This is a genomic window from Cronobacter sp. 153480017-3, from assembly GCF_053627815.1.
This window is the reverse complement of the sequence record NZ_JBSEYN010000002.1, coordinates 332,039-351,169: the sequence shown is the minus strand read 5'-3', so window position 1 is coordinate 351,169 and position 19,131 is coordinate 332,039. Positions and strand designations below refer to the sequence as shown.

Sequence of the window (19,131 nt, the reverse complement as noted above, 5' to 3'; positions counted from 1 at the left end):
TTTATTTATTCACGGGCAAGTGCATCCACAGGATTGAGTCTGGCGGCGTTGCGGGCGGGCAGCCAGCCAAACAACACCCCCGTCGCGCTGGAGCACAAAAATGCGGTCAGCAGCGCCACGGGCGAAAAGCCAATCTCCCAGCCAGGTAAAATAAGCTGTAGCGCAAACGCGATCAGCAGTGAAAGGCCAATTCCAAGCGCGCCGCCCACCAGACAGACCAGCACCGCCTCAATCAAAAACTGCTGTAGCACGTCACTTTTGCGCGCGCCGACCGCCATACGAATGCCGATCTCCCTGGTGCGCTCGGTCACTGACACCAGCATGATATTCATCACCCCGATGCCGCCCACGACCAGCGAAATCACCGCTACCAGCGTCAGAAACAGTTGAAGAGTACGTGTGGTCTTTTCAGCAGTTTTCAATACACCGTCCATATTCCAGGTGAAAAAATCTTTTTTACCGTGACGCAGCGTTAGCAGGCGCGTCAGTTGCTGTTCCGCCTCGCCGCTGTCGTAGCCCTCTTTCACCCGCACGGTAATAGAGTTCAGCCACGACTGGCCCATAATCCGCCCGGACATCGTGCTGTAAGGCATCCATACCCGCAGAATTTTGCTGCTGCCAAACATCGACTGCTTCTCTTCCGCCACGCCAATGACGGTCGCGGGCATATTGCCGACCAGCACCACTTCGCCTACCACGTTTGCCTTATTCGGGAAAAGCTGGCGGCGCGCGTTGCTGTCGATCACCACCACCTGCGCGCGGCCGCGCAGTTGTTCGTCGTTAAAGGTGTTGCCCTCGCTGAAGGTCATGCCGTAGACGTTAAAATATTGCCCGCTCACGCCGTTAGCGCTGGCTGCGACATCCACATTGCCATAGCGCAGGCGCAGGTTTTGCGACACCGTCGGCGTGGCGGAACTCACCCACGGCTGACGCTGTATCGCCTGCAGGTCGTCATACTGCAACGCCTGCTGGTATTGCGGATCGTCATCGCCAAAATCCTTACCAGGGTAAACATCAATCGTGTTCGTCCCGATGGAACGGATATCCTCCAGCACCATCTGTTTGGCGGCGTCGCCCACTACCACAATAGAGACCACCGACGCGATGCCGATGATAATCCCGAGCATCGTCAGCAGCGTGCGCATCTTGTTGGCAGCCATCGCAAGCCAGGCCATTGTCAGCGCCTCACGGAAGCTGTTAATAAACTGCCCGAGCGCTGGCGCGTCCTGCGGTTGCGCAGGTAGCCGGGCTGCATCGCGTTTCCCGACCGGCGGCGGGTTGCTGATTATCTCCCCGTCGCGAATTTCAATAATGCGTTCCGCCTGCGCGGCGACGTCAGGATCGTGGGTCACGATAATCACCGTATGCCCGCGGTCGCGTAGCTGTTTCAGGGTGGCTATTACCTCTTCGCCGGAGTGGCTGTCGAGCGCGCCGGTCGGTTCGTCGGCAAGAATCACCTGTCCGCCGTTCATCAACGCGCGGGCGATACTCACGCGCTGCTGTTGACCGCCGGAAAGCTGCGAGGGCTGATACCCGACGCGCGCTTCAAGGCCCAGCCGCGCCAGTAATTCGCGCGCCCGCGCCTGACGCGCGGCGCGCCCGGTGCCGGCATAAATGGCGGGCACTTCGACATTCTGCGCGGCGGTCAGGTGTGAAAGCAGATGGTAGCGCTGAAAAATAAAACCGAAATGCTCGCGCCGCAGGCGAGCAAGCGCGTCGTCATTAAGCGTTGCCACATCCACACCTGCGACTTTATAGCTGCCGCTGCTGGGCTTATCGAGACAGCCGAGAATATTCATCAGCGTCGATTTACCAGAGCCGGACGCGCCAACAATCGCCACCATTTCACCGGCGTTAATCGTTAGCGTGACGCCTTTTAGCACTTCGACGTCCGTTTCGCCCGACGGATAGCTACGACGAATATTGCGCAGCTCAAGCAGTGCCGTCATTGATCGCTCCCGCTCGCGCGGCCAATTACCACTTCATCGCCCTCTTCGAGCCCCTTGACCACTTCTACCTGCGTGTCGTTACGCGCACCGATGGTCACTTCGCGCTCGCGCGTCTCACCGTTGCGCAGCAGCGTGACGTTATAGCGGTTATCGCCAACCGGCTCGCCCAGCGCCGCCAGCGGAATGGTCAGCACATCGTCGACGCCGCCGAGCTGAATATGCACCTGCGCGGTCATATCGAGGCGCAGCACGCCCTGCGGGTTCGGCACCTCAAAACGCGCATAGTAAAAAATGGCGTCGTTGATTTTCTCGGGTGTGGGAAGAATATCTTTCAGCCGGCCTTCGTAGCGGGTCAGCGGATCGCCAAGCACCGTAAACCAGGCTTTCAGCCCCGGCTTGAGATGAATCACGTCGGCTTCAGAGACCTGCGCTTTTACCAGCATCGTGCTGAGATCGGCAAGCGTGAGAATATTCGGTGCCTGCTGCGCGGCGATGACCGTCTGGCCCTGCAGCGTAGTTATCTGCGTCACCTCACCGGCAATCGGCGCGGTAATACGGGTGTAATCCAGGTTGGTTTTGGCCGTGCTGAGCGAGGCCTGATTACGCTTAATTTGCGCGTCGATCGTGCCAAGCTGCGCCTCTTTAACGGCAAGTTCGGTGGCGGCCGTATCGAGATCCTGACGCGACACAGCCTGCGTGCGGGCAAGCTGCTGCTGGCGGGAGAGCGTAACGCGGGCGAGCTTCATCTCCGCCTCGGCCTGGCGGCGCTGGGCGCGCAGCTCCATCAGCGTCGCTTCCACTTCTTTGATCTGGTTTTCAGCCTGCTCAGGATCGATAATACCAAGCAGCTGATCTTTTTTCACTTTATCGCCGATATTGACCGACAGCGTTTTCAACTGGCCACTCACCTGCGCGCCGACGTCGACTTTACGCAGCGCGTCAAGCTTACCGGTCGCAAGCACGCTCTGCTGCAGATCCCCTTTACGCACCAGCATGGTCTGATAACGGGGCAGCGGCGCGTTCAGTGTCTTCCACAGCCATACCGCGCCGATGATGATAACCAGAGCCAGCACCACGTAGCGCTTCTTAATCCTTCCCTTAAGCTTCATATCTTTCCTGACGTTTCGGACGAATAAACAGAGTGTGCTCTCCCATTCTAAACGCAATCTCAACCAAACCCTATGCAGCTCGTAAATAAACCACGGCGTTGATATTGCGTTGAGTGATGATTTGTTTCCATAACCTCAGACTTCATTACGAGACCAGGTTATGTCCGCACTTGCCGAAATTTCCATACAGCCGCCAGCCCATAGCGCCTGGCAACTCTTTCGCCTGCTTGCGACAGGCCAGAAAACGCCGGGGCTCGCATGGGAAAACCCCGCCTATCGGCGGAAATTCATGCTGCGCTCGCTGGCAACGCCCTTCGCCACCCGACGCTGGCTTTCAGTGCTCGCCCGTCAGCCGATGCTTGACGCCTTGCTGCATGCCCAGCCGGGCCTGCCGTGCCGTCTGCACAGGCCCTGGCTGTCGGTCAATGTGTCGCGAAAAGCGGCGCTGGCCGCGCTGGAATATCATTACCAGCATATCGAGCGTCTTTTGCCCGACACGCTGATGCAAGGGCACCTGACGCGACAGGGGAGCACGCTTGCCACGCTTAGCGGAAAAAACGACGCGCAGTATCGTCTCGACCTTGCCGCCATCGCCGACCTCGACAAAGAAGGCGAAACGACGGTGATTTTCCGTGACGCTAACGGCATCGTACTTGCCGAAATGACCTTTACGCTTTGCGAAGTCGACGGCCAATCTGCGCTGTTTATTGGCGGCTTACAGGGTGCCAAAGCCTGGGTTGAACACGATCAGATCCAGCTGGCGACCAAAGCCTGCCACGGCCTGTTTCCTAAACGCCTGCTGCTTGAGGCGGTCTGCCTGCTGGCGCAGCATTTTGGTGTAAGCCAGATACTCGCGGTCAGTAACGAGACACATATCTACCGCAGCTGGCGCTATGCGAAGAAGAAAAAGGATAAACTGCACGCCGATTATGACAGCTTCTGGGAATCGCTCGGCGGTGAAAAGGACGCCCGGGGGCTTTACCACATGCCGTTGCAGATAACCCGTAAATCGCTTGAGGAGATAGCCAGCAAAAAACGCGCGGAATACCGGCGTCGTTATGAGTTGCTGGAGAGTATGACGGCGCAAATCGCCGCGCGGTTTAACGAGCGGTAATCGGCGGGCGGGTGCGCGCGTTTACCTGCCTTACAATGTTATTCGTCACCTCACGCGGCGGGTGCGCTTCGCTTACCCGCACTACAACTTTTTTTATTGGCTAATCCAACTGGCGGGTACGCTTCGCTTACCCGCCCTACCAGATGTACTCATTGCCAAAAAGCTAATCCGCGCGACCGCGGGCGAGCCACAGCACGCGCGAGAACATTTTGCGCAGCAGCGGCGGCACCGCATCCATCCCGCGGCGGGCGGCCTCCATCGCCACTTCAATCGCCAGATCGGGTTTAGACGAGCGGTGAATCGCTTTAACAATCACCCGCCGCATATTCATATGCACCGTTTCCGGCACCTGCGCGACGCGGTAAAACACGGCGTCAAACCCTTCGCGATACATAAAATGTTCCATATCCGGCGCGGGAAGCTCGGTCAGATGCTGACGCACCTGTTCGCCGTCGTTATTCACGATGCTTTTTACCGTCGCAGAATATTTGCGCCCGGCATCGTCGCCATCCACCAGTACATGCCACTCAATGCCCATACGGCGGGCAAATTTGATAAGTGGTTTTAAGCCCGACTGGGCGAACTCAATAACTTTGATGCCTTCGGCCTCGAAGTGGTAACCGCACTGGCGCGCCAGCTCGTTCATCATCCAGACTTCCGTTTCCCCTTCCACCAGCAGCCAGCAGCGCGCGAACAGCGCTGATGGCCGGTTAAAGCGGATATGAAACGCGATGCGGCGGCTATCTTCGGCATTCATGCCGCCAGGCCCCAGCCGCCACGCCGCCACCTTGCCCGATGCACGCACCAGCCGACAGACATGTTCAACCGGTGTCATCGACAGCAGCTCGCCGGAGTTGGTGGTGGTGAGCTTTTGCAGCGGCAGCAGGTTCAGCAACTGCCAGGCCACGGAGAGCATAATGGGGTGTAGCCGTGTTTCAGGATCTTCCACCAGCAGCAGCGGCCGGGCGTATTTATCGAGCCGAACGTTGCCTTTGGCCTGCAACAACGTGGCGAACAGCCCCAGCAGGATAACCCGGTAAGCCCGCCCGCCAGGTTTATCAATCATGCGGTTGATGATGTCGAGATAACGCCAGCTGCGCTGTTCGTCGTGTGAATGACGACGCATCAGGCGGTAGCGCGGGCCTGCGGTGCCCTGCTCGGAAAAGTAGTGCTCCAGCAGTTGCACCATCGCCGACAGCCCCTGGCGAATCTGTTCATCTGTGAGGTTTTGCGGGCGGGAGACCAGCTCGCGTGTGAGAAATTCCAACTCGCGCGCCGTCACTTCCACCTGGGGCGTATGGGCAATGGTGCTGTCGTGCAGACGACGCATAAAACGGGCGTCACGCAACCGCAGTACCGGATTCAGACGGATAAGCTGCCGCGCCAGCGCATCGATATCGTCCAGCGCGAGCGGTTCACCCTCGGCGTTAAGAAAGCTACGCAGCGTGAGCACGCTGTTATCGTCGTTAAGCTCGCCTTCCAGCCGGTAGAAAATCCGCTCAAAGCCATCGCCGCCCGGCGTCATTAATGGGCGTAAACCGCGAAAACGGCGGCGCTGAAAATCCCCCGGCTCGGTTTCGCGAAAAATAAGAATGACATGCAGATGTCGCTCGCGTCCGTGAATATCTCCCGGTGGAAACCAGAAGTCATTGCGCGTAAAGGAGTAGAGCGTTTCACCCGGATTCAGCAGCAGCGTCAGCGCATCCAGCAGGCTTGATTTCCCCCACGCGTTTTCGCCAATCAGCACATTATTATGTTCAAGCGTTAACGATAAGCGGTTAATTCCGCGAAACCCGGCGATTTCCACGCGTTCAAGAAACATCTCTCCTCCGGCTGCATCTGCATGGCTGCGTGTCGGCAGTATAGCTATTCAATCAGTGCCTTAACAGAGAAAGACGGGGCGTAAACGCCGCATTGCGAGGCGTCTCGAAATAATAAAAGCGTGATAATCAAGCCGGTAATAAATAGCTTTCATCATGCGCTAACGCAATGAAATAGGGCTAATAACCGCCGCTTTACTCGCCTGGATGAATTCTGTAGGGTGTGGCGGCACGCTTATTCCCGCACTTACGTTATCTCAGGGACCGCTCACCTCATGTTGTCAGGACTGTTAATTATCTTAGTGCCGCTGATTCTCGGCTACCTTATTCCCCTGCGTAAAGCAGGCGCGCTGCGGCTTATCAATCAGCTGTTAAGCTGGCTTGTGTACATTATTCTGTTCTTTATGGGCATCAGCCTGGCCTTTCTCGATAATCTGTCGGCGAATCTGCTGGCGATCCTGCATTATTCTGCCGTCAGCATTACCGTCATCATGCTGTGTAATATCGCAGCCCTCCTGTGGCTGGAGCGGGCCATTCCGTGGCGTCATCAACACCGCCAGGAAAAGCTGCCGTCGCGCCTCGCGATGGCGCTGGAATCTCTGAAACTGTGCGGCGTGGTTGTGCTTGGTTTCCTGCTGGGGCTGACCGGCCTTGCGTTTCTTAAACACGCCACTGAAGCCAGCGAATACACCTTAATTTTTCTGCTGTTCCTGATTGGTATTCAGCTTCGCAACAACGGCATGACGCTAAAACAGATTGTGCTGAACCGCCGCGGCATGATGGTCGCCATTGTGGTGCTGGGCAGCTCGCTTATTGCAGGTGCCGTGAATGCGCTGCTGCTCGATTTACCGCTGCGCGCGGGATTTGCAATGGCGTCCGGTTTTGGCTGGTATTCGCTCTCCGGCATTCTGATGACGGAATCCTTCGGCCCGGTGATTGGCAGCGCCGCCTTCTTTAACGATCTGGGCCGTGAGCTCATCGCGATTATGCTGATCCCGGCGCTGGTGCGCCGCAGCCGCTCTGCCGCGCTTGGCATCTGCGGGGCGACGTCGATGGATTTCACGCTGCCGGTGCTGCAACGCAGCGGTGGCCTGGAGCTGGTGCCTGCCGCTATCGTCCACGGGTTTATTCTGAGCCTGTTAGTGCCGTTACTGATGGCGTTTTTCGCTGCCTGATACTCCTTTGGCGGTAGTCCTCTGCCGCCAAAATTGCGTTAAATCAATCTCTCTTCAGGTTCCTCAAAAATCCCTTTTCACCCTGCGCGCCGAAGCCTAACCTTAAACATGCATATTAAATATAACTTTAAGGTGTCATCATGTTTTGCGTGCAATGTGAACAAACGATTCGTACTCCGTCAGGTAACGGCTGCGCGTATGCGCAAGGGATGTGCGGGAAAACCGCTGAAACCTCCGACCTTCAGGATCTGCTGATTGCGGCTTTGCAGGGGCTTTCCGCCTGGGCGGTGAAAGCACGCGAGCTTGGCATCATCGATCATCAGGTAGATAGCTTCGCGCCCCGCGCGTTTTTTTCTACCCTCACTAACGTCAATTTCGACTCACCGCGTATTGTGGGTTACGCCCGTGAGGCTATCGCCCTGCGCGAGGCGCTGAAAACCCAATGCCAGGCCGTTGATAAAAGCGCGCAGGTGGATAACCCGATGGCCTCGCTGACGCTTTCAAGCGACGATCTGGGCGATTTACAGCGTCAGGCCGCCGCGTTCGCGCCGAATATGGATAAGGCCGTGATTGGCGAGAATATTCTCGGTCTTCGCCTGCTTTGCCTCTACGGCCTGAAAGGCGCGGCGGCCTATATGGAGCACGCGCATGTGCTCGGGCAGTATGACAACGCCATTTATGGTCAATATCACAAGATGATGGCGTGGCTCGGCACCTGGCCTGCGGACATGAACGCGCTGCTGGAGTGCGCGATGGAAATCGGCCAGATGAACTTTAACGTCATGCGTATTCTGGACGCGGGCGAAACCAGCAAATATGGCCACCCGACGCCGACGCAGGTTAACGTCAAAGCGGTGGCGGGCAAATGCATTCTGATTTCCGGCCACGATCTGAACGATCTTTATAACCTGCTGGAACAGACGGAAGGCACCGGCGTGAATGTTTACACCCACGGCGAAATGCTGCCTGCGCACGGCTACCCGGAACTGCGTAAATTTAAGCATCTGGTCGGCAACTACGGCAGCGGCTGGCAGAACCAGCAGGTTGAATTCGCCCGCTTCCCCGGCCCGATTGTGATGACCTCCAACTGCATTATCGACCCGACCGTCGGCAGTTACGACGATCGCATCTGGACCCGCAGCATCGTCGGCTGGCCGGGCGTCAGCCACCTTGAAGGCGACGACTTCGGGCCGGTGATCGCCCAGGCGCAGCAGATGTCGGGCTTCCCGTATAGCGAAATCGAACACCTCATCACCGTCGGCTTCGGGCGTCAGACGCTGCTTGGCGCTGCCGACACACTGATCGATCTGGTGAGCCGCGAAAAACTGCGCCACATCTTCCTGGTCGGCGGCTGCGATGGCGCGCGCGGTGAGCGCAGTTATTTCACCGATTTCGCCACCCAGGTGCCGAGCGATTGCCTGATCCTGACGCTCGCCTGCGGCAAGTACCGCTTTAACAAGCTCGATTTCGGCGCGATCGAAGGCCTGCCGCGTCTGGTGGACGCAGGCCAGTGTAACGACGCTTACTCCGCCATTATTCTCGCCGTGACGCTGGCTGAAAAACTGGGCTGCGGCGTCAATGACCTGCCGCTGTCGCTGGTGCTGTCGTGGTTTGAACAAAAAGCGATTGTGATCCTGCTGACGCTGCTGTCGCTCGGCGTGACCAATATCGTCACCGGACCGACCGCGCCGGGGTTCCTGACGCCGGATCTGCTGGCGGTGCTGAATGAGAAATTTGGTCTGCGCCAGGTGACTACCGTTGAGCAGGATATGCGCGCGCTGTTAGGCGCGTAAGGAGGAAAGAATGACAATGCCGACCCCACAATGTCCGTGGCGAATGCAGGTCCACCATATCCGGCAGGAGACGCCGGATGTCTGGACGCTCTCGCTGCTGTGCCACGATTTCTACCCGTATCAGGCCGGGCAGTATGCGCTGGTGAGCATTCGCAACAGCGCCGATACCCTGCGCGCGTATACGATTTCTTCAACGCCCGGCGTAAGCCCGTTGATTACGCTGACGGTGCGCCGCATCGCCAATGGCGAGGGCTCCGGCTGGCTGACGCGCGAGGTTAAACGCGGCGATTATCTGTGGCTGTCTGACGCGCAGGGCGATTTTACCTGCGCCGACAAAACCGAAGATCGCTTCCTGCTGCTGGCGGGCGGCTGCGGCGTAACGCCGATCATGTCGATGCGCCGCTGGCTTGCGGCATATCGCCCGCAGGCGGATGTTCAGGTGATTTATAACGTGCGCACGCCGCAGGATGTGATTTTCGCCGACGAGTGGCGCGATTACCCGGTGACGCTGATGGCGGAAAACGGCGATGCGCCGGGTTTTGTTCACGGGCGTCTCACTCGCGAGATGCTGATGGCGGTGCCGGATCTTACCCGCCGTACCGTAATGGTGTGCGGCCCCGCGCCGTATATGGATTTCGTGGAGCAGGAAGTGAAAGCGCTCGGCGTGGCGCGTTTTTATAAAGAGCAGTTTTTCACGCCGGTGTCCGAGGCCGCGACCAGCGGGATTAAGTTCACCACGCTTACGCCCGCCCGTGAGTTTTATGGGGCGGTCGGCACCACGCTGTTGGCGGCGCTTGAGAGCAATCACGTGCCGGTGAATGCCGCATGCCGTGCGGGCGTATGCGGCTGCTGTAAAACGCGGGTGCTGTCTGGCGAGTACAGCGTGACGAGCACCATGACGCTGACGGAGCAGGAGATCGTCGACGGCTACGTGCTGGCGTGTTCGTGTCATCCGGCAGGCGATCTGGTTCTGGCGTGATGTGATTTTTGCGTAGCGGGTTTGTGATGTGTAATGGCGGGTGCGCGTTGCTTACCCGCCCTACGTGAAATCAACGCGATAAATTCTGTAGGGTGGGTAAGCGAAGCGCACCCACCATAACCATAAAACCAATCCAACGCCCCCTGTAGGGTGGTTAAGCGTAGCGCACCCACCATGCCCATAACACCAATCCACCATGCCCGTAAAACCCACCCAACTCACGGCTACGTCCCTTCCTGCCTGCAATTTTGAACTACGCTTGTAACCGTTATCACTACTTTTCACTAAGGAGGGAGCATGAAACAGACCGTCGCGTCATATATCGCCAAAACTCTGGAACAGGCGGGCGTGAAACGCATCTGGGGCGTAACGGGTGATTCGCTCAATGGCCTCAGCGACAGCTTAAACCGCATGGGCACTATCGAGTGGATGTCCACCCGCCATGAAGAGGTCGCGGCGTTCGCGGCGGGTGCCGAAGCGCAACTGACCGGCGAGCTGGCGGTCTGCGCGGGCTCCTGCGGGCCTGGCAACCTGCACCTTATTAACGGCCTGTTTGACTGCCACCGCAACAACGTGCCGGTACTGGCCATCGCCGCGCATATTCCCTCCAGTGAAATCGGCAGCGGCTATTTCCAGGAGACGCACCCGCAGGAACTGTTTCGCGAATGCAGCCACTATTGCGAGCTGGTCTCAAGCCCGGAGCAGATCCCGCAGGTGTTGGCTATCGCGCTGCGTAAAGCGGTGCTGGAGCGCGGCGTCTCGGTGATTGTTCTGCCTGGCGACGTGGCGCTGAAACCTGCGCCGGAAGAGACCAGCCCCGGCTGGTATCACGCGCCGCAGCCGGTCATCGTGCCGCCGCATGACGAACTCAAAAAACTCGCCCAGCTGCTGCGCTACTCCGATAACATCGCGCTGATGTGCGGCAGCGGCTGCGCGGGCGCGCATCAGGAGCTGCTGGAATTCGCCCGCACGCTGAAAGCGCCCATCGTCCACGCCCTGCGCGGCAAAGAGCATGTCGAGTATGACAACCCGTATGACGTGGGTATGACCGGGCTTATCGGCTTCTCGTCCGGCTATCACACTATGATGAACGCCGACACGCTGATCCTCCTCGGCACCCGCTTCCCCTACCGCGCGTTCTACCCCACCCACGCCAAAATCATTCAGATTGATATCAACCCCGGCAGCATCGGCGCGCACAGCAAAGTGGACATGGCGCTGGTGGGCGATGTGAAAGCGACGCTCGCCGCCCTTCTGCCGCTGCTGGAAGAGAAAACCGACCGGCACTTCCTGGATAAAGCGCTGGAAGATTACCGCGACGCGCGCAAGGGGCTGGATGACCTGGCGCAGCCGAGCGAGAAAGCGCTGCATCCGCAATATCTGGCCCGCCAGATAAGCCATTTCGCCGCGCCGGACGCCATTTTCACCTGCGATGTCGGCACGCCGACGGTATGGGCCGCGCGTTATCTGGAGATGAACGGCCAACGCCGCCTGCTCGGTTCGTTTAACCACGGTTCGATGGCGAACGCGATGCCGCAGGCGATAGGCGCTCAGGCGAGCGCACCGGGGCGTCAGGTGGTGGCGATGTGCGGCGACGGCGGTTTCAGTATGCTCATGGGCGATCTGCTCTCGCTGGTGCAGCTAAATCTGCCGGTGAAAGTCATCGTCTTTAATAACAGCGTGCTGGGCTTTGTGGCGATGGAGATGAAAGCGGGCGGCTATCTGACCGACGGCACCGATCTGCACGCCACCAACTATGCGCGCATCGCCGAAGCCTGCGGCATTCCGGGCATTCGCGTCGAGAAAGCGAGCGAACTGGACGACGCCCTTTCGCGCGCCTTCAGCACCGACGGCCCGGTGGTGGTGGATGTTAGCGTCGCCAAAGAAGAGCTGGCGATGCCGCCGCAAATCAAAATGGAGCAGGCCAAAGGCTTCAGTCTCTATATGCTGCGCGCCATCATTAACGGCCGCGGGGATGAGGTTATCGATCTGGCGAAAACCAACTGGTTCCGGTAAAAGAGTCTTTTCTGTTCACTGAAAAGGATATGCCGTGATCGATTTACGCAGCGATACCGTCACGCGCACCGGCAAAGCGATGCTGGAGCGCATGATGGCAGCCCCCACCGGGGATGATGTTTATGGCGACGACCCAACCGTCAACGCGCTTCAGGACTATGCCGCGCGTTTAAGCGGTAAAGAGGCGGCGCTGTTTCTGCCAACAGGCACCCAGGCCAACCTGGTGGCGCTGCTGAGCCACTGCGAGCGCGGCGAGGAGTATATCGTCGGCCAGCTCGCGCATAATTATCTGTATGAAGCCGGCGGCGCGGCGGTGCTCGGCAGCATTCAGCCGCAGCCGATTGAGGCCGACGTTGACGGTACGCTGCCGGTGGACAAAGTGGCGGCCAAAATCAAACCCGACGACATTCATTTCGCCCGCACCCGTCTGCTGAGCCTGGAGAATACCCATAACGGCAAAGTGCTGCCGCGTGACTATCTCCAGCAGGCGTGGGACTTCACCCGCGAGCGCGGTCTCGCGCTGCACGTGGATGGCGCGCGCATCTTTAACGCGGTGGTGGCGTATGGCTGCGAGCTGAAAGAGATCGCGCAGTATTGCGACACCTTCACGATCTGCCTCTCAAAAGGGCTTGGCGCGCCGGTGGGCTCGCTGCTGGTCGGCAGCCATGACTATATTAAGCGCGCGACACGCTGGCGGAAAATGACCGGCGGCGGTATGCGTCAGGCAGGTATTCTCGCCGCAGCCGGCCTGTATGCGCTGGAGCATAACGTCGCGCGTCTGAAAGAGGACCACGACAACGCGGCCTGGCTTGCGGCGGCGCTGCGCGACGCGGGTGCAGAAGTGCGCCGTCACGACACTAATATGCTGTTTGTCAGCGTGCCACAGGCGCAGGTCGCCGCGCTGGGCGCGTTTATGAAATCGCGCAATGTGCTGATTAGCGCCGCGCCGGTGACGCGTCTGGTGACGCACCTGGATGTCAACCGCGAACAGCTTGAAACCGTTGTGGCGTACTGGCGGGAATTTTTACAGCAGGCGGCATAACGCGTTTACAGCGCTGCGGCGAGGGGAATATTCAGCTGCGCTAAAGCGCATTGTTACGTTGTTCCCATTGCATCAGCGCTGATTTCACGGAAGAATGCGCGGCTAAACGTTACAGCACAGTGGATCGATATGAAGGTACTGGTCACGGGCGCCACCAGCGGTTTAGGCCGAAACGCGGTCGAATATTTACGTCATCAGGGCGTCCAGGTCAGAGCCACCGGGCGCAACGAGGCGATGGGCAGACTGCTTGAGAAAATGGGCGCGGAGTTTATTCACGCCGATTTAACCGAGCTGGTTTCGTCGCAGGCGAAAGCGATGCTGGCCGGTATCGATACGCTCTGGCACTGTTCCAGCTTTACCTCTCCCTGGGGCCCGCAGGAGGCGTTCGATCTCGCGAACGTGCGCGCCACCCGCCGCCTCGGCGAATGGGCCGTCGCCTGGGGCGTACGCAATTTCGTGCATATCTCCTCGCCCGCGCTCTATTTCGATTACCACCACCATCGCGATATCCGCGAAGATTTTCGCCCGCACCGGCTGGCTAACGCCTTTGCACGCAGCAAAGCCGCCAGCGAAGAGGTCATTCAACTGCTGGCGCAGGCGAACCCGCAGACGCGCTTTACCATTCTGCGTCCGCAAAGCCTGTTCGGGCCGCACGATAAAGTCTTTTTCCCGCGCCTGGTGCAGATGATGCGCCACTATGGCAGCGTGTTGCTGCCGCGCGGCGGCGAGGCGATGGTCGATATGACCTATCACGAAAACGCGGTTCATGCGATGTGGCTTGCGAGCAGCAGCGCCTGCGACGCCCTGCCGTCAGGCCGCGCTTATAACATCACCAACGGCGAAGCGCGCCCGCTGAAAAGCATTGTGCAGAAGCTGATTGATGAACTGGGGATGTCGTGCCGCATTCGCTCGGTGCCCTACCCGATGCTGGATATGATGGCGAGAAGTCTGGAGCGGCTCGGCAAGCATTCCCATAAAGAGCCAGCGCTGACGCATTACGGCGTCTCCAAGCTGAACTTCGATTTCACGCTGGATATCAGCCGCGCTGAAAATGAACTCGGCTATAAGCCGGTGGTGTCGCTGGATGAAGGCATCGAGCGCACCGCGTACTGGCTACGCGACCACGGCACGCTGCACCGCGGATAACGCGCATCACCGATAAAAAACGCCGCATTGCGCGGCGTTTTTCATTTCGGGCGCTGAAATCTCACCCCTGGCCATATTTCTCCAGCAGCGCCTCGGCGATGGCTTCGCTTTGCGCGTCCGGCAGGCCGTCGTAGCGCGCGGGACGAAAGTGCATCTGGAACGCCTGAATCACGCGTTTGCGCTGCGCCTCGCTCATCTGCGGCGTCACTTCATAGCCGTAGCGTGCGAGCAGATCCAGCAGCGTTGCTTCATCCACCGGCGTATACGGGTTACGCCCGGCGAGATAAAACGCCACGCGCGATTCATCCGGCCATGCCCCGATCCCTTGTGCCGCCAGCGCCTGCCACGGAAAGAGCGGCCCCGGATCGTCTTTACGCTGCGGCGCGATATCCGCATGCGCCACGACGTTTTGCGGGGCAATCTGGTAGCGCTGAATGATGTCGCGCGCAAGCTTGCTCAGCACGGCTATCTGCGGCGGGCTGAACGGGAAGTACTGCTTCTGACCGTCGATTTTCCGGTAGCCGTAGTTTTCCAGCTCAATGCCCACGGAGGTGTCGTTCAGGCGCGTGGCCCCGCGCCAGAAACTGATGCCCGCATGCCACGCCAGCTCGCGCTCCGGCACCAGCTGCCAGATAACCGGTTTGCCGCCTTTTTGCGGCGGGTTCGCCGGGATCAGATAGTGCGAGCTGACGTGCCGGTCGGTCAGCGTGGCAAGCGAGGTGTCAAAATCATCGGCGGTGTAGTGAATAACTAGCACTTTGATGCGCGGATACGCCGCCTGCGCCGCGCGGCGCGTATCCACTTTATAGTCGCCGCGATCGACAATCCCTTTTTCGCCCGCGCAGCCCGCGAGCAATGCCGCCAGTAACAGCGGCCAGCCACGCAGCTTCATCGACGGGTTTTCACCGCCGTACCGGAAACGCTCACCATCAGCATGCTGCCGTCTTTGCCGACGGTTTCATAATCGATATCGATCCCGACAACCGCATCGGCCCCCAGCGACGCCGCCTGGTCGCCCAGCTCGCGAAACGCGATTTCACGCGCCTTGCGCAGCTCTTTTTCATACGCGCCGGAGCGGCCGCCGACGATGTCGCGGATGCCCGCGAAGAAGTCGCGAAAGATATTCGCGCCGAGGATCGCCTCGCCGGTCACGACGCCGCAATACTCAACAATGACTTGTCCTTCCAGGGTTGGGGTGGTGGAAAACTGCATGGTTCTCTCCTTTTGGCTATCAATGCGTTAGCTGACGATACCAGACGCAATTCGGTCGCGATACGCTATGCTAAAAAAGTCCTGTGACAAGAAACGTAGTCCTGCTTACCGGAATAAGGAAATAAAAAATGCGCCATTCAGTTCTGACTCTGGCTCTTCCGTGCGCCCTGCTGCTGAGCGCCTGTACGACCGTGACGCCCGCCTTTAAGGATATCGGCTCGCGAAGCGGTCCGTGTGTGGAAGGCGGCCCTGATACCGTGGCGGAACAGTTCTACCAGCATCGCATCGAACAGCGCAGCCAGGGGCTGACGAACCTGACGTCTCTGCGTCCCTATTTAAGCGATTCGCTCTATCAGCTGCTGGATAAATCGAACCGCGAGAACCACGCCGGTAACGGCTTCTTGCGCACCGACCCGTTCTCCAGCCGCACCGAAACGCCTGAGCGCGTGCGCGTCGCCAGCGCCTCGCGTATCCCGAACACCGACGCGCGCAATATTCCGCTGCGTGTCGAGCAGCAGCGCGGCGAGACAAAATGGCTTGATGAAGTGCTGATGGTGCGCGAAGGCCAGTGCTGGACGGTGGACGATGTGCGCTATCTGGGCGGCACCGTACACGCGCCAGCGGGCACGCTGCGCCAGTCGCTGGAGCGTCGCTAAGCGCGCTGGGGGTGGCGTGCGATAAACCGTCTGGCTTAGCGCCATCTGGCCGACATTTATTCTTGCCCCACCCCCACCCCGCTATTTCGTGCTGGTTTTGTACCGTAAATGTGGAGAATATTAAGTTTTAACGCACTAATATTGCATAACTATTCTGCCAACGGTACTATTCGCGGTCTCAATTGCTATTCAACTGCTACGCATGAGTATTCAACTAAACGGCATAAACTGCTTCTACGGCGCGCATCAGGCGCTGTTTGACATCACGCTCAGCTGCCCCGAGGGCGAAACGCTGGTGTTGCTTGGCCCAAGCGGCGCGGGTAAAAGCTCGCTGCTGCGGGTACTCAATTTGCTGGAGATGCCGCGTTCCGGGCAGCTCAGCATTGCGGGCAACCAGTTTGATTTCGCGAAGGCGCCGGGCGACAAAGCGATTCGCGAACTGCGCCGTAACGTCGGCATGGTGTTCCAGCAGTACAATCTGTGGCCGCACCTGACGGTGCTGGATAATCTTATCGAGGCCCCGTGCCGGGTGCTCGGGCTCAGCAAAGAGGCCGCGCGTAAGCGTGCCGATAAACTGCTGGAACGCCTGCGCCTGACGCCGTATGTCGATCGTTATCCGCTGCACCTTTCCGGTGGTCAGCAGCAGCGCGTGGCGATTGCGCGCGCGCTGATGATGGAGCCGCAGGTGCTGCTGTTCGACGAACCGACGGCCGCGCTGGACCCGGAAATCACCGCGCAGATAGTCAGCATCATCCGCGAGCTCTCCCAGACCGGGATCACGCAGGTGATTGTGACGCATGAAGTGGAAGTGGCGCGTAAAACCGCCAGCCGGGTAGTCTATATGGAAAATGGACACATTATCGAGCAGGGCGACGCGAGCTGCTTTAGCGCCCCTGCGACCGAGGCGTTTAAAAACTATCTTTCCCACTGAAGATGACCGGAATAATGACAATGAAAAACGTATTGATTGCCGCGCTTCTTGCAAGCGTTAGCCTTTCCGCCGCCGCAGCACAAACTATTCGTTTCGCAACCGAAGCCTCTTACCCTCCGTTTGAGTCCATGGATGCGGGCAACAAAATCGTCGGTTTCGACGTCGATCTGGCCAATGCGCTGTGTAAAGAGATCGATGCGACTTGCACCTTCACCAACCAGGCGTTCGACAGCCTGATCCCGGCGCTGAAATTCAAGCGTGTGGACGCGGTCATGGCCGGCATGGATATCACGCCTGAGCGCGAAAAACAGGTGCTGTTTACTACGCCGTACTACGACAACTCCGCACTGTTCGTAGGTTTACAGGGTAAAAACAGCAGCATCGAACAGCTGAAAGGCAAGCGCGTGGGCGTGCAGAACGGCACCACTCACCAGAAATACATCACCGACAAACACCCGGAAATCACTACGGTACCGTATGACAGCTACCAGACCGCGCGCCTGGATCTGCAGAACGGTCGTATCGACGCCGTGTTCGGCGACACTGCCGTTGTGACCGAGTGGCTGAAAACCAACCCGAAACTGGCCGCCGTTGGCGATAAAGTGACGGACAAAGACTACTTCGGCACCGGCCTTGGCATCGCGGTTCGTCAGGGCAACACTGAACTTCAGCAGAAATTCAACACTGCGCTGGAGAAAGTGAAGAAAGACGGCACTTACAAGGCCATCTACGACAAATGGTTCCAGAAGTAATCGCCTGAATGAACGATATGTTACCTTTAGCAAGCGCCGCCGGGATGACCGTCGGCCTTGCCGTTTGCGCGCTTGGCCTGGGGCTGGTGCTGGCGATGCTCTTCGCCGTACTGGAATCGGCGAAGTGGCGGCCGGTCGGCTGGCTTGCCACGGCGCTGGTTACCCTTCTGCGCGGCCTGCCGGAAATCCTGGTGGTGCTGTTTATCTATTTCGGCTCCTCGCAACTGCTGCTCACCCTCTCGGACGGCTTTACGATCCCGCTTGGTTTCACGTCCATTCCGGTGCAAATGCAGATCGATAATTTCGACGTCAGCCCGTTCCTGTGCGGCGTGATTGCGCTCGCCCTGCTCTATTCCGCCTATGCCTCGCAGACGCTGCGCGGCGCGCTGAAAGCGGTGCCGCACGGCCAGTGGGAATCGGGCCAGGCGCTGGGCCTGTCGAAATCGGCGATTTTCTTTCGTCTCGTGATGCCGCAGATGTGGCGCCACGCGCTGCCGGGGCTGGGCAACCAGTGGCTGGTGCTGCTGAAAGACACCGCGCTGGTGTCGCTGATTAGCGTGAACGATTTGATGCTGCAAACCAAAAGCATCGCCACCCGCACCCAGGAGCCGTTTACCTGGTACATTATCGCGGCGGCGATTTATCTGGTGATCACCCTGATAAGCCAGTACATCCTTAAGCGTATCGACCTGCGCGCCACGCGCTTTGAGCGGAGGCCTGGCTGATGCTGGATTACTTGCCGGAGCTGTTAAAAGGGCTGCATACCAGCCTGACGCTCACCGCGGCGTCAATCGCCGTAGCGCTGGTGCTGTCGGTGATCTTCACGATTATCCTGACGCTGAAAACGCCGGTGCTGGTCTGGATTGTGCGCGGCTACATTACGCTGTTTACCGGTACGCCGCTGCTGGTGCAGATCTTCCTGATTTACTACGGGCCGGGGCAGTTCCCGTCATTGCAGAATTATCCGTGGCTGTGGCATGTGCTCTCCGAGCCGTGGCTGTGCGCGCTGGTGGCGCTGTCGCTGAACTCAGCGGCGTATACCACGCAGCTTTTTTACGGTGCTATCCGGGCGATCCCGGAGGGTCAGTGGCAGTCCTGCGGGGCGCTGGGCATGAGCCGCAAAGATACGCTGGCGATTCTGCTGCCATATGCGTTTAAGCGCGCGCTGTCGTCTTATTCCAACGAAGTGGTGCTGGTGTTCAAGAGTACGTCGCTTGCGTACACCATTACGCTGATGGAAGTGATGGGCTACGGACAACTGCTGTATGGCCGCACCTATGATGTGATGGTGTTTGGCGCGGCGGGCGTGATTTATCTTATCGTCAACGGCCTGCTGACGCTTCTGATGCGTTTGATCGAGCGCCGCGCACTGGCGTTTGAGCGCCGCAGTTAGTTCTCTCTGCCCTCTCCCTTTGTGGGAGAGGGTTTTCTGTTTTA

At 58.8% G+C, this 19,131-nt stretch carries 17 protein-coding genes; 12 read left to right on the top strand and 5 right to left on the bottom strand.

Going from position 1 to position 19,131, the window contains the following annotated elements:
* Positions 1-5: 5 nt before the first annotated feature.
* Together macB and macA are read right to left on the bottom strand one after the other, a co-directional pair.
* Entirely contained in the window at positions 6-1,949 is a 1,944-nt protein-coding gene (macB, locus tag ACUW6V_RS06110) for a macrolide ABC transporter ATP-binding protein/permease MacB (protein ID WP_014729221.1), read from the bottom strand.
* Entirely contained in the window at positions 1,946-3,058 is a 1,113-nt protein-coding gene (gene macA, locus ACUW6V_RS06105; protein ID WP_014729222.1) for a macrolide transporter subunit MacA, read from the bottom strand. Before macA ends, macB begins: the two co-directional genes overlap by 4 nt.
* Before the next feature lie 160 nt (positions 3,059-3,218).
* On the opposite strand from macA, the gene ACUW6V_RS06100 reads away from it, so the two are divergent.
* Positions 3,219-4,172, top strand: a complete 954-nt coding sequence (locus tag ACUW6V_RS06100) for a VirK/YbjX family protein (RefSeq protein WP_032990022.1) — start codon at positions 3,219-3,221, stop codon at positions 4,170-4,172.
* 163 nt (positions 4,173-4,335) lie between these two features.
* Here ACUW6V_RS06100 and ACUW6V_RS06095 read toward each other — a convergent pair whose 3' ends face one another.
* A complete protein-coding gene (locus tag ACUW6V_RS06095; RefSeq protein WP_014729224.1) occupies positions 4,336-5,994 on the bottom strand; it encodes an ATP-dependent endonuclease in 1,659 nt (552 codons plus the stop codon).
* A 273-nt stretch (positions 5,995-6,267) separates the two neighbouring features.
* Between ACUW6V_RS06095 and ACUW6V_RS06090 the strand changes: the two genes are divergently transcribed.
* From ACUW6V_RS06090 to ACUW6V_RS06065, 6 genes are all read left to right on the top strand, one after another.
* A complete protein-coding gene (locus ACUW6V_RS06090) occupies positions 6,268-7,167 on the top strand; it encodes a lysine exporter LysO family protein (RefSeq protein WP_032990023.1) in 900 nt (299 codons plus the stop codon).
* 140 nt (positions 7,168-7,307) lie between these two features.
* Positions 7,308-8,960 carry a hydroxylamine reductase gene (gene hcp, locus ACUW6V_RS06085; RefSeq protein ID WP_142969639.1) on the top strand — a complete coding sequence of 551 codons (1,653 nt, stop codon included), beginning with the start codon at positions 7,308-7,310 and terminating at the stop codon, positions 8,958-8,960.
* Positions 8,961-8,970: 10 nt separating this feature from the next.
* Positions 8,971-9,939, top strand: coding sequence for an NADH oxidoreductase (hcr, locus tag ACUW6V_RS06080; RefSeq protein WP_454038129.1), 969 nt, complete (start codon positions 8,971-8,973; stop codon positions 9,937-9,939).
* A 297-nt stretch (positions 9,940-10,236) separates the two neighbouring features.
* Positions 10,237-11,955 carry a ubiquinone-dependent pyruvate dehydrogenase gene (gene poxB / locus ACUW6V_RS06075; RefSeq protein WP_454038128.1) on the top strand — a complete coding sequence of 573 codons (1,719 nt, stop codon included), beginning with the start codon at positions 10,237-10,239 and terminating at the stop codon, positions 11,953-11,955.
* A 34-nt stretch (positions 11,956-11,989) separates the two neighbouring features.
* Entirely contained in the window at positions 11,990-12,997 is a 1,008-nt protein-coding gene (gene ltaE, locus ACUW6V_RS06070; protein ID WP_454038127.1) for a low-specificity L-threonine aldolase, read from the top strand.
* Positions 12,998-13,126: 129 nt separating this feature from the next.
* Entirely contained in the window at positions 13,127-14,143 is a 1,017-nt protein-coding gene (locus tag ACUW6V_RS06065; RefSeq protein WP_004386729.1) for an NAD-dependent epimerase/dehydratase family protein, read from the top strand.
* A 61-nt stretch (positions 14,144-14,204) separates the two neighbouring features.
* Here ACUW6V_RS06065 and ACUW6V_RS06060 read toward each other — a convergent pair whose 3' ends face one another.
* The gene (locus ACUW6V_RS06060) at positions 14,205-15,035 is read right to left on the bottom strand and encodes an N-acetylmuramoyl-L-alanine amidase (protein ID WP_014729229.1); all 831 of its coding nucleotides are present in this window, start codon (positions 15,033-15,035) and stop codon (positions 14,205-14,207) included.
* On the bottom strand, positions 15,032-15,355 hold the full coding sequence (locus ACUW6V_RS06055; RefSeq protein ID WP_004386731.1) for a heavy metal-binding domain-containing protein: 324 nt from the start codon (positions 15,353-15,355) through the stop codon (positions 15,032-15,034). The genes ACUW6V_RS06060 and ACUW6V_RS06055 overlap by 4 nt, the downstream gene beginning before the upstream one ends.
* 128 nt (positions 15,356-15,483) lie before the next feature.
* Between ACUW6V_RS06055 and ACUW6V_RS06050 the strand changes: the two genes are divergently transcribed.
* From ACUW6V_RS06050 to artM, 5 genes are all read left to right on the top strand, one after another.
* Positions 15,484-16,011 carry a lipoprotein gene (locus ACUW6V_RS06050; RefSeq protein ID WP_007866400.1) on the top strand — a complete coding sequence of 176 codons (528 nt, stop codon included), beginning with the start codon at positions 15,484-15,486 and terminating at the stop codon, positions 16,009-16,011.
* A gap of 202 nt (positions 16,012-16,213) precedes the next feature.
* Entirely contained in the window at positions 16,214-16,942 is a 729-nt protein-coding gene (gene artP, locus ACUW6V_RS06045; RefSeq protein WP_004388042.1) for an arginine ABC transporter ATP-binding protein ArtP, read from the top strand.
* Between the two features lie 20 nt (positions 16,943-16,962).
* Positions 16,963-17,694, top strand: a complete 732-nt coding sequence (gene artI, locus ACUW6V_RS06040) for an arginine ABC transporter substrate-binding protein ArtI (RefSeq protein WP_004388043.1) — start codon at positions 16,963-16,965, stop codon at positions 17,692-17,694.
* Positions 17,695-17,702: 8 nt separating this feature from the next.
* Positions 17,703-18,419, top strand: a complete 717-nt coding sequence (gene artQ / locus ACUW6V_RS06035; RefSeq protein WP_007866396.1) for an arginine ABC transporter permease ArtQ — start codon at positions 17,703-17,705, stop codon at positions 18,417-18,419.
* A complete protein-coding gene (gene artM, locus ACUW6V_RS06030; RefSeq protein WP_007792228.1) occupies positions 18,419-19,087 on the top strand; it encodes an arginine ABC transporter permease ArtM in 669 nt (222 codons plus the stop codon). The genes artQ and artM overlap by 1 nt, the downstream gene beginning before the upstream one ends.
* The last annotated feature ends 44 nt before the right edge of the window (positions 19,088-19,131 follow it).